This is a genomic window from Sphingobacterium sp. MYb388 (assembly GCF_037479535.1).
Taxonomy (GTDB): domain Bacteria; phylum Bacteroidota; class Bacteroidia; order Sphingobacteriales; family Sphingobacteriaceae; genus Sphingobacterium; species Sphingobacterium anhuiense.
This window is the reverse complement of the sequence record NZ_JBBGYV010000017.1, coordinates 1-10,992: the sequence shown is the minus strand read 5'-3', so window position 1 is coordinate 10,992 and position 10,992 is coordinate 1. Positions and strand designations below refer to the sequence as shown.

Genomic DNA, 10,992 nt, shown 5'->3' with positions numbered 1-10,992 from the left:
AGTAAACCCGATTTTTGGAGTGATAATGCAACCGCTTTACTTGCTTCAACATTTTGGTATTTGAGAAAAAGACAACCCCAATATTGCACATTACCACATGCTATGAGCATGATTTTGCAACCTAACTTAGAAGCCCTTTTACGTACATTAAGCGCTGAACCAAAATGTGCAGACATGATTGCACCAATATTGACAGCGTTCGCAAATGGGGCAGATAATCAGCTTGCAGGCGTTATCTCGAGCTTACAAGTATCATTGTCAAAAATAAATACTGAAGAAGTTTATTATATAACTTCAGCTAGCGATTTTAGCTTATCCCTTAATGATAGTAACAGCAAGGGAATCTTAGTAATCGGGAACAATCCAGTACTAGCAAGCACCTATAGCCCCGTAATTGGATTGATATTGACATCAATAAGCAAGATTTTGAATCAACAGGACAAAGAAAAAAGTCTTTTCATGCTTGATGAATTTCCTACGGTCTTTGTTCCAAATGTAGAACAGTTGCCAGCTACTGCACGAAGTAATAAAGTGGCGACCGTTTTAGCATGCCAAGATATTGCTCAAATGGTTGATAAGTACGGTAAAGAAAAAACTGATACTATTTTATCAAATCTCGGAAATCAATTCTATGGGAGAACAACGAATCCAACTACAGCGCAGAGGGTTAGCCAAATGTTTGGGAAATCTGATAAGCTGATGATGACAGAGAGCAAAAATTACGATAGGACACTTGTCGGAGAGCATAGAAAGGGTAGTGGTCAAAGTTTTGCATATCAAGAAAGGGATTTAGTGAAAGTTCAAGATGTTACTACTTTACCCACGGGATCATTTTACACCATCTTAAGTGAGGGTAAAAATAGACAGGGGCTTTCTTCTATTCCGCTGAATAGTAACTTTGGAAAGACACCAATACCGCAATTCAATAATGTTACCAGTTCAGATTTAGACGCTGTTTTTGACAGGATAAAACGAGAAACAGAAGTGATTTTAAAATAAAACGTATAACTTAGCGTCTCATTTTCCTTTGTGGAACTTGAGATTTAAAACTAGGGGTTGGAGCGGATACGTTCCAACCTCTTTTTTTTTGACCGTTTTTAGCCGAGCAAATCTTTATACATAAATTAAAAATAGTCTAAAATATTGCCCAACCTTATTTGTCCTTTCATTTCTGAAAGACGAAAAACAAGAAAATTATCTTTAATACAGAACCTTTTGAAAAAAAATACGACGAAAGGTTTATAAGCTTAGAGCGATGTGTCCTTTCGGATGAATAATGCTTTAAGTAGCTTTAAACGGTGTTTATAGGAAATGTCGTTTCTGTGTCCTTTATAAATGAACATTTTTGGAGCACTTTAGTATTATTCAGACTATTTATAGTAAAGAATGAAACTTTATAAGAAAAGTAGGTAGTATTCATACATGTACGATAACAAAATTAAAAAGCCATTGAACTGGAATTTCAATGGCTACATTAAAAGCAGAAAGGAGGTTATAAAAAAATGATAGAATTAGTATCAATTACAATTGCATTAATATCTCTCTACTTTCAAATCAAAGATAGAAAGAATGAAACTTTATAAGAAAAGTAGGTAGTATTCACTATATGTACGATAACAAAATTAAAAAGCCATTGAACTGGAATTTCAATGGCTATCTAAAAGTAGAAAGGAGGTTAAAAAAAATGATAAAATTAGTATCGATTACAATTGCATTAATATCTCTCTATTTTCAAATCAAAGATAGAAAGAATAAGTAATACAGACTTTTTATGGAATGTATAGAGAGAAGTGAAATGAAAAATCTTTAATATAGATACTTTTTAATATTTTTAAGCCAAGCATAGCTTAATGACTAAGCTTGGCTTAAATTACAATAATGAAGTATGTCTAAATTTATCAGTAGAGAAGAGATCGAAAAAATAAAACGTATAGTCTTAAGAGCTATTGCACTGGATGATATGTTGTCCGAAACCTTAATATTAAAAGGGGGAAATGCAATAAGCTTAGTCTATGGTCTTTCAGATAGACCGTCTTATGATTTAGATTTTTCTATTGAAGATGATTTTGAAGACTTTGAAGAAGTAAAATTATTATTAATACATTCTCTAGAGACAGAACTTTCTTCTGAAGGATACAAAATAATTGATTTTGCTTTTGATTTTAAACCCCATAAGGGGAACGTTCAACCTTTTTGGGGAGGATATAATATTTCATTCAAAGTTATAGACTTAAATACTTTTAATGAAATTGGACAAGATTTAGAAGTTGCAAGGCGAGCACACGTTTTTAGATTGAATGAAAAAAACAATTCCTCTAAATTCGAAATAGAGATAAGCAGAAGTGAGTATTTTGAAGGATGTACTAAGCAGCATGAGATAGAGGATGAAGCTAAGATTTTAGTTTATTTGCCTGAACTTTTAGTTGCAGAAAAGGTTAGAGCATTATGTCAATCTCTCCCATATTATAGGACTGAAATTCTTGGAAATGAAAGATCAATAACAAAAGCAAGGTCAAGAGACCTATATGATATTGATATCATTTTATCATCATTTAATATTGATATAAATTCGCCAGAGTTTATATCAATCTTGAAAAAGGTTTTTGACATTAAGAAAGTCCCTTATGAATATGTTAAAAAAATGGATGATATAAAGGATATTTTAAAAAACGATTTTGAATCCGTTAAGATGACAATAACAGACCCTGATGTGAAAGATTTTGATCATTACTATGATAAATATCTAGAACGATTTTATAATATATTTGATGTTTAAACAAAAAGATTTTTAGGATAGAATACTTTCCATCTATTATCATATTCTTTGTTTTCTATATTATAAGCAAGATAGAAGTCATATTTTATTCCTATTGATTCTATTTTAGATAGTTGTGATTCATTAAATACTCCAGTTCTTTCCATTATTAGACCTATACATTGGTGGTATGGGTAAGTATAATCTAATTTGTGAAGATAGTTTAAGAGTCTATTGATACTAATTAATTTTGCTTCTCCAGCTTTCTGGTAAGCTTTTATCACTTCGCTTAATCCGCCGGAATATGAAAGCCTTACTATTATATCAATTAGTGTCCTTTCAATATTAGTAACTTTTATTCCTATTTTTTTTACGCCTGTTTCGTTAGTATATTTTCCTTTATGAATTCTTATTCTACTATCTCGGATATTAAATATACTATTACTTTCTCTTTGAGGTTTCGAAAAAGCACTATGAATCCCCTCTTGAGAAAGAGTGTTTATAACGGGAGACATTCTTTGATAGTCCTCAATAGTAACAATAATCTCTTTTGGAATTTGTTCCGTCAGTTGATGATAATATAATGCTGAATAATGAGATAAAAATGCTTTATTGCTTATAGATAGTGCTATTTCTTCATCTGATGCATCTGGTAGATAATAGATATCTTTATATAAATTACTTTGACTTATTTCTACACTGATTTTACTTAGTATATTCTCTTTTTCTATTTGTTGAAGAAATTTTATTGGATTTGTGCTAAATGGAAGCCCCCATCTAGATTTGAAATTTTCATAAATCTCTAATACTTCTTTTCTAGAATACGCTTTGACACCAGTATTTGTAAAGGTGTTAATTATTAAACTTTTTACTCTTTTTACTCTAGATATATTTGCCATTATTATTAATATAACAAAGTATATATACTTTGTTATCAAAGATATAATTATTTATTGACAATAGCAATACATATAAATATAATGCACTGTTTGTCAAGTGTTTAAATTATTAACAATCTTGTTTAAGTTTATTTTTAATCAATTTACAACGTATATATACGTTGTAAATATACAATCTAATTATTAAATATTGTATATTATATAAACATTTTTACAAATGTTATACATATCGTATATTTGTAAATACGTATTGACGTCAATACGTATTTATGTGAATTTCATGGCCAAAATTATAACAATAGCACACCAAAAAGGAGGTGTAGGAAAAAGTACTCTTGCGTTAAACCTGGCGTATAGTTTCGGACGAAATGTTCGTACTGCTCTGACTGACACAGACCCTCAAGGATCAATTGTTCAGTTACAGGAAATAGCCACTGGTATTGATATACTTCCGTATGAACGTCATACATTGCAGAGTGACTATGACGTGATATTTGTAGATACGCCACCATATATTATTGAGACAATGAGGCCTATTTTTTTACAGTCCGATTTAGTAATTATTCCAACAAAGGCAGGTGTACCTGATATAATGGCGATACGTGCAACCATAGACCTTGTCAAGGAAGTCCAACAGGAGAAAAAGTATTTAAAAGCGTGTATAGTATTAAATATGGTTAAATCAAGAGCAAATATCACTGAGCAAGCTAGAGAGCAGCTACAGGTCTATGACTTGCCAATATTAGCAGAGATAAAAGATAGAGTATCTTACACCAATACATTTCTTACTGGTGGTATACATGCAGGAAATGATGAAGCAGCAAAACAAGAAGTAGAAGAATTGACAAAACAAATATTGGAATTATTATGAGCATTAACCCATTCGATAAATTAAAGGAAGTAAAACCTAATGAAGTGCCAAAACAAAAAGTAGTTCCAGTAAAAGCAAAGAAGCGAGATCATGAACAGAGTTATACTTTGTGGCTTGATAAGGAACTCTTAAAACAGTTAAAGCTAAAAGCAATAGAGCAGAATACGAACGTCAAAAACTTGGTGGAAGAGGCTATAATTAAATATTTATAGTAATAACGTATTGACGTCAATACGTTATTACTATAGTGTTATTTTTTAGGTAATACTCCTTTTTTCTGATATGTTCCAATTATGTATGCAGGAGCGTTATCAACGCTAATTTTACCTTTTTTAGCTTTATCGTTTATATCAGCTACAAATTTTATAAACTTATCGTACCCATCTTTTACAATCAATTCGGCATATTCGTGACTAATGCCATAGCTTTCAATAATACGTACATTTTTTTGATGTGTTAAATCATTTGAAAAGTCTATTTCCAGCTGTTTAGGGTTTGTTTTTGATGTATCCACGAATATCTGTATATATTCGAACGAACGTCCTTTTTTATAAAGCTGGTAATCAAAATTTATATCAGTATGTTCATTTATTTGTTTTTTTGCTATATCAAGAACACGCTCTTTAAACTGACTTATTCTTTCTAATTGTTCATTTCCTTTTTTATCGACCAGTCCCAACATTCTTTTTAATTCGATAATTGGTACAGGCTTTGGAAACTTTCCTACTGTGCGCCATTGACAAGCAAGCATATAAAGCCTTTTTGCATAACTAGAGGTACAGTTAAGAACTGATTTTAATTGAAAATATGTGAAATTATTTTTTAGATCGAAAAAATATGGTAAAGCAATTTCAGAAAGTTTTACTTCAATTGTTCGTGTACCCTTGAAGTATTTAAAGTATTGAAATAAAACAAACTGTGTGTAATCGTCGTCTGTGTCAACTTCAAACATACGAGTCAATAATTGCTCCGTACTATCTTTAAATTGAGCTATATTCCATTTACGTCCAGTTATTAACTCAATATCAGAAGTGTGTATCTGGTAGGTTAATTGTCCCTCTTGCAAGGAAGATAAAAGCATGAAAACAACATCCAGCTGACAAGCTGAAAAATCATAACGTCCGGATGTTATAGCATTATGTTGTTTATACATCATAACACCCGCTTGTAGAGCATCTTCTTTAGTGATTAATCCCATTTGAATAATTTTTTGATTTAAAACTTATTCAAATATATTAAAAACCACGTATTAAAACAACAGTTGTTTTAATACGGAGTTTTAATGTTATAAAAAGTGGTTTTAATGTTATAAAAAGTGGTTTTAATGTTATAAAAAGTGGTTTTAATGTTATAAAAAGTGGTTTTAATGTTTGTAAGTAGCTTATTTAAAATGGGTTACATCGGCTTAAAGTTAGAAAGTTATTAAAATAATTAAAAAATCGTTTAAAGAGTTTTTTAGGGTGAAAATCGAAGATTTTCAATCTGAAAAACAGTCATTTTGGCACATTTCTCAGGTTTACCGAAATATAAATCAACGAAAAAACGGGAACAAAAAAAGAAAAAAGAGGGAGTGGGGGCGCGGCTCCGATTTGTAAAGTGCTCATTATCAGCTTGTTAGATTTATAATATTATTATATAAACTCCCTTTTTGTCGACCATAAATAAAGAGAATTATCGAGTAATATAGTCACTATAACATTATAACAATGTAACACTATAACATTGATTATCAGTTATTTATATTAAAATTTATTTCATTACGTAAATGTATATACGTATCTTCGGCACAAGTTTTAAATTTTAAGTTACACAATATGAAAAAAATTTTTTCCAATGCTATTACCGTTGGATTAACGGTAATTCTTTGCAATCAAAGAAAGGAAGCCCACCACGCTCTCAGTCGGTGGGTAAATTTAAAGTCTTTTTACTTTGTGCCTGTCCTGGGTGTTATAGCCTTATCCAGTTGCTCAGTGATCAAGCCAAAACAGGAAGTATCATCTTTCGCTTTTACTATTTCAAATCAGATAAAAGACAGTACTATTTCTAAAACTTCATTTGAGGAATACGATATCATTGTAAAGGTCTTTAAACAACCTGATACAGCAAAAAACATTATTACCATGACCAAAAAAATTAAAGGAAATAATGTCTTTGACTGGAAAAACAGAAACAAAATACTAAAACAGGAGAAATACAAAATATTACGAGGGGAAAATGCTGTAAATCTCCTTGACTCCATTTTAGAGCCTAATATTGGCGATTATAGCAACAGAATTGTAACCCATGCTAAGTACTACGAAAATGGTAAACTTACAGCTACGATTACTGAAAATCAATAAAAATAAATACTTACTTTAAATCTGAAATAACATGAAAAATATATTATTAGTTTGCACTATTGCGCTTTTAGGCTTAGTTTCTTGCTCTAAAGATGAGCAGCCAATTGCAGAAAAAGCATCATATAAAGTCGAAATTTCACATACTGGCGATGTATCTGCATTTGATGAATTTATCAACGTCACTATTTTTTCTAAAAATGCGGAACAAGTAACGTTAAAAGGCTCTCCTTTAAATAAAGGAGAGGGAGCAGATGGGTTTACTACCTATTCTGTAAGCGCTACGGCTCAAAATAGAAGCTTTGAGACCTCTAATAATGTTGATGCAGTACTTGTGTCAGATATTTTTATAAAGAGCGGAGAGGGGCGGAAAATAAGTACTACAATAACTATCTATAAAAACGGCTCTCAGGTCGCAAAGAGAAATTTCTCTTATGATGGCACAGGAAGCAATATCTTAAATATTGCGAGTGACGAATAAGTCAAATTCTTTTAAAGAAATGGTCTGTTCTGCAGACCATTTTTTTTGACACTAAAAAAAATAATAAAAAGTACAGCAAATTTTACCGTTTCGCTTTTTAAAAGGCTTTCTTTTTTTTCCTTTTGAATTGAATAACATTTTATGAAACTTGAAAAAAACCAACGGCAATGTCCGTACTGTAAAGAGGTGTTGATCTCGAGAAGTAACTACGATTTGAAGACCTGCAAATGTGGTCATTTGAGTATAGACGGGGGGGGCGGATAATCTTCGGATAATCACGAATGAAATATTCAGTAAACCACCGACCGAAGGGATCCAGTCGGACGAAGTCGACAAGCCAAAAATGAGCGGAGGGTAGTTATATGATTTTTTCGATTGTTTTGTTGTATCTGCGCATTCTCCTGTTGAGCTGATTTTTTGCAAATTTTTTAATTCCTCTAACGTTAGAAACATAGCAAAATACTTTTCTTGCCTTTTTGGAAATGCATTCACTTTCAAGCGAATTAATAGGGTATTCTTTTTTGTCGTTATTCATACTTATTAATTATTGTTTCTTTACCATTTTCAAGCTTGACCAATTGACCAATATTACAACGAACAGGGTCAAAATAATAATGTAGAGTTCCATCTGTTTTGGCTTGTTTTAAAAGTTCTGCAGAACGTTTTTTTATGTTGGTCATTATGACTTCAAGATGTTGTAAAGTTTGTGTTTTCTTTTCCATATATAAAGATACGGAAAAGACTTTTAATAGGACATTGACCACCCTTTTGGGGGTGGTCAGCTTCATAATACAGCCCTTTAGATGGGCTGTATTATTCCGCTCCTAAGATAATTTCGAAAACGGATTTTGACCAATCCTTATTTCTCATTATCTTAGGCATAACGAACGGAGCAAGGGGCTAGAACGTATATACATTTTGCGATGCAAATGTATATTCTTATCTCGACCCTTGCCCTGCGGGGCTGGATTTTTTAACGCTGCGCTAAAATCCCAGTGACAAAATTTCATTACGCTCCGCTGAAATTTTTAAGACGTGACCAGGACAAAAAACCGCTCCGCATTTTGTTGTCCTGGTCACCCATAAAGACACTTATAAAATGAACAAAAAAGACAACCCAAGATTAAAGCAACTGGTCATTCGAGTCAATGATGAAGAGCAAAAAGCCATTGAGGCCAACGCTTCAAAATTGGGTTTAACCGTTTCGGATTTTGGCCGTCAGCTCATGGTCAAAGGCACGGTTTTGACCGTGCAAAAAGTTGAGGTAAATACGGAGGTGATGAGTGTGGACCGTCGGACAATAATCGGACTGGCGAGCAACCTCAACCAGTTGACAAGGTACGCCCATGAAAGAAAAGAATTGCCACAGATTGAGGAGCTGTTAAACAAGCTTGAAATCATTATTGCAAAATGGTAGCAGAGGTAACAACAGGTAACGGATTTAGAGGAACGATATCGTACGTTCAAAAAGAGCATGAGCCAAATTTGCGCCCAGAGCATAAGCCTGAAATAATCGAGCGAAATAACATTTATGGCGATACTCAAAAAATGGCTCAACAGATGCGATTTGTTTCCAATGGTAATACAAGAGTATCACGACCAGTATTGCATATTTCTCTCAATTTTCATAAGGATGAAAAGTTGACACCTCAGCAAGAACAAAAAGCGGTCAAATCGGTGCTTCAAGAATTAGGAGTAAAAGAAGATACTCACCAGTATCTTATTGCAAAGCATAACGATGCAGGTCATCCACATTATCATATTGTACTTAATAAAGTCGATTTGAACGGAAAGAACATTGATACAAGTTATATCAAGAACAAAATGCAGGTTATCTGCGATAAGATAGAGCAGGAACAGGGATTAAGGCGCACAGAGGGACGAACGGTAATGTATGACCCAACGAAAGAAAAAGGTTATCGTTTTGCCACCAGTGAAGAAAAGGCACGTCATAGGGAAACCAATAAAAAGACAATAACCGACAAGAACCCTAAAAATGAACTTGTAAAGCGAAATATATCAAAAGAGGTTACAGAAGCTTTGCAGGATCGGGGAGTTAACACCCCCGAACATTTCAAAGCTAATCTAGAACAGAAAGGTATTGATGTTAAGTTTTCGGAGAATAAAAATGGGATTTCGGGGGTATCGTTCCGATATCAGGAAGTAAGCGTAAAAGGTTCTCAAATCAATGCAAAATGGGGTGATTTAGACAAGTCTTTAACCACAAACGCCATATTGAGCAAAGAAAGTGACTTAAGGGCTTATATAGAACAAAATACGACTAAAACGAGCCAAACAGTTGAAGTCGTAGATAAAGCTATTAGAGAAAAGATGCCTGAAATTAGACCTAATGTAAATGCTTGGCAAACCTGGAACACAAATCCACAGAGCGAAAAACTATATAATGAACTTTATAAATACGGTGAAAAAATGCAAGAAAATAAACAAGAACATAAAACAGCCTTTGACATAGCTAAAGAGCAACGTAACCAAGGGCAGAGCCAAGATCAGAACCAAGAGAAGTCAAGTAATGCATTCGACAGGATTAAAGCCCAACGAGAGGAAAAGAAAGATCAATCTAATGAGCAGAAGCGGGGTTTTGGCAGATAAAATGAAAGTTTAATTTAAATCTCAATAACAATGGAAACAAAACTATTTTTAACACAAATGGAAATTCATGGTCTCAATGAAATCCGTAAGGCGAGTAAAAACAAAGATGTTACAGATGTTCATAAGCTCCGTGAGCAACTGGCGAAAAGAAACATCGATGTTACTTTTGAAATCAAAGGTGACAGGATTACCACTATTTCATTTAAAAATGAACATTTTCAAGTAAACTCGATTAAGGGCTATGAACGGAGTTTTACAGACCGAGTATTAAAAAGTATCAATGAGAATAAAATGGCTTCATTGGCAGAGCAGAATAAACAAAAAGAATCTCCAAAGTATAACAGGTTTGAAGAAATTAAACGTACTAGAGAGGAAAGAACGCAGTTATTAAATAGAAATTTATACGATACTAAAGGAATGTCAAGATGAAAAAAATAGAACATCAACACGCAAAAAAAGGGGGTAAGTTTACTTTTAGAAAGGTTATTCTGTATCTGTTTCTTTTTTGGCTTGGCTCTACTGCTGTATCGTTTCTTTTTATATCGGGTAGTAAGATCCCAGATAGGCTTGTAGGATTACTTTTTATTGGAGCTGTATGCTTTGTTGTATGGAAGCTTGTAAAAAGGTTCAGAAGTGCTAAAATACCCAGTTCTTTAAGCAATTTTATTCCTGCTCCGAATCAAGAACAGGCTTTAAACTTAAAGCTTAATAATTCTGTTGACATAGAAAATCCCTATGCAGGTGTTTTTATCTCTGGTGGAGCAGGGGCAGGAAAAAGTAAATCTATAGTTGAGCCAATTATACAAGATGCAGGTAGGAAGGGTTTTACCGGCGTTGTTTATGATTTCAAATTTCCCGAATTGGCTCAATATGTGAATACAGCTTATCAAAACAGTAATGTTAAGCCATATTTTATCAATTTTTCAGACTTAAGTCGAAGCAATAGAATTAATCCTATTGCGCCAGAATTAATGATAAATGACAGTTTTGCAAGAGAGTTTGCATATTCTATTTTGGCAAATCTTAATCCCTCGATGATT

General features: G+C 32.9%; 13 protein-coding genes and 1 pseudogene. 11 read left to right on the top strand and 3 right to left on the bottom strand.

What is annotated here, in order from left to right; translation table 11 throughout:
* Positions 1 to 999 (top strand): type IV secretory system conjugative DNA transfer family protein (locus WH188_RS26090; protein ID WP_339424874.1); only part of this gene is annotated, 999 nt, incomplete at its 5' end.
* Positions 1,000 to 1,885: 886 nt separating this feature from the next.
* On the top strand, positions 1,886 to 2,776 hold the full coding sequence (locus WH188_RS26085) for a nucleotidyl transferase AbiEii/AbiGii toxin family protein (RefSeq protein WP_339424873.1): 891 nt from the start codon (positions 1,886 to 1,888) through the stop codon (positions 2,774 to 2,776).
* Here WH188_RS26085 and WH188_RS26080 read toward each other — a convergent pair.
* The gene (locus tag WH188_RS26080) at positions 2,773 to 3,654 is read right to left on the bottom strand and encodes a type IV toxin-antitoxin system AbiEi family antitoxin domain-containing protein (protein WP_339424872.1); all 882 of its coding nucleotides are present in this window, start codon (positions 3,652 to 3,654) and stop codon (positions 2,773 to 2,775) included. The two genes, WH188_RS26085 and WH188_RS26080, sit on opposite strands and share 4 nt — an antisense overlap.
* A gap of 250 nt (positions 3,655 to 3,904) precedes the next feature.
* Here WH188_RS26080 and WH188_RS26075 point away from each other — a divergent pair, with 250 nt between their 5' ends.
* Both WH188_RS26075 and WH188_RS26070 read left to right on the top strand, forming a co-directional pair.
* Positions 3,905 to 4,525, top strand: coding sequence for a ParA family protein (locus tag WH188_RS26075; protein ID WP_339424871.1), 621 nt, complete (start codon positions 3,905 to 3,907; stop codon positions 4,523 to 4,525).
* The gene (locus WH188_RS26070) at positions 4,522 to 4,737 is read left to right on the top strand and encodes a hypothetical protein (protein ID WP_339424870.1); all 216 of its coding nucleotides are present in this window, start codon (positions 4,522 to 4,524) and stop codon (positions 4,735 to 4,737) included. The genes WH188_RS26075 and WH188_RS26070 overlap by 4 nt, the downstream gene beginning before the upstream one ends.
* Positions 4,738 to 4,775: 38 nt before the next feature.
* Here the strand turns inward: WH188_RS26070 and WH188_RS26065 are convergent, their stop codons facing one another.
* Positions 4,776 to 5,723 (bottom strand): replication initiation protein, encoded by a 948-nt coding sequence (locus WH188_RS26065; protein WP_339424869.1) that lies wholly within the window; start codon positions 5,721 to 5,723, stop codon positions 4,776 to 4,778.
* Between the two features lie 616 nt (positions 5,724 to 6,339).
* On the opposite strand from WH188_RS26065, the gene WH188_RS26060 reads away from it, so the two are divergent.
* The 3 genes from WH188_RS26060 to WH188_RS26385 all read left to right on the top strand — a co-directional run bounded on the left by WH188_RS26060 (position 6,340) and on the right by WH188_RS26385 (position 7,606).
* On the top strand, positions 6,340 to 6,864 hold the full coding sequence (locus tag WH188_RS26060; RefSeq protein WP_339424868.1) for a hypothetical protein: 525 nt from the start codon (positions 6,340 to 6,342) through the stop codon (positions 6,862 to 6,864).
* 31 nt (positions 6,865 to 6,895) lie between these two features.
* Positions 6,896 to 7,342, top strand: a complete 447-nt coding sequence (locus WH188_RS26055; RefSeq protein ID WP_339424867.1) for a beta-barrel fold lipoprotein — start codon at positions 6,896 to 6,898, stop codon at positions 7,340 to 7,342.
* Positions 7,343 to 7,483: 141 nt separating this feature from the next.
* Positions 7,484 to 7,606, top strand: a complete 123-nt coding sequence (locus WH188_RS26385; RefSeq protein ID WP_445265595.1) for a DUF7695 domain-containing protein — start codon at positions 7,484 to 7,486, stop codon at positions 7,604 to 7,606.
* 263 nt (positions 7,607 to 7,869) lie between these two features.
* Here the strand turns inward: WH188_RS26385 and WH188_RS26050 are convergent, their stop codons facing one another.
* Positions 7,870 to 8,064 (bottom strand): hypothetical protein, encoded by a 195-nt coding sequence (locus WH188_RS26050; RefSeq protein ID WP_339424866.1) that lies wholly within the window; start codon positions 8,062 to 8,064, stop codon positions 7,870 to 7,872.
* A gap of 377 nt (positions 8,065 to 8,441) precedes the next feature.
* On the opposite strand from WH188_RS26050, the gene WH188_RS26045 reads away from it, so the two are divergent.
* From WH188_RS26045 to WH188_RS26030, 4 genes and pseudogenes are all read left to right on the top strand, one after another.
* Positions 8,442 to 8,759 (top strand): plasmid mobilization protein, encoded by a 318-nt coding sequence (locus WH188_RS26045; protein ID WP_339424865.1) that lies wholly within the window; start codon positions 8,442 to 8,444, stop codon positions 8,757 to 8,759.
* Positions 8,753 to 9,952 carry a relaxase/mobilization nuclease domain-containing protein gene (locus WH188_RS26040; RefSeq protein WP_339424864.1) on the top strand — a complete coding sequence of 400 codons (1,200 nt, stop codon included), beginning with the start codon at positions 8,753 to 8,755 and terminating at the stop codon, positions 9,950 to 9,952. Before WH188_RS26045 ends, WH188_RS26040 begins: the two co-directional genes overlap by 7 nt.
* Before the next feature lie 30 nt (positions 9,953 to 9,982).
* Positions 9,983 to 10,381, top strand: coding sequence for a hypothetical protein (locus WH188_RS26035; RefSeq protein ID WP_339424863.1), 399 nt, complete (start codon positions 9,983 to 9,985; stop codon positions 10,379 to 10,381).
* Positions 10,378 to 10,992: pseudogene (locus tag WH188_RS26030) on the top strand (hypothetical protein); the annotation flags it as partial. The gene WH188_RS26035 and the pseudogene WH188_RS26030, both read left to right, overlap by 4 nt.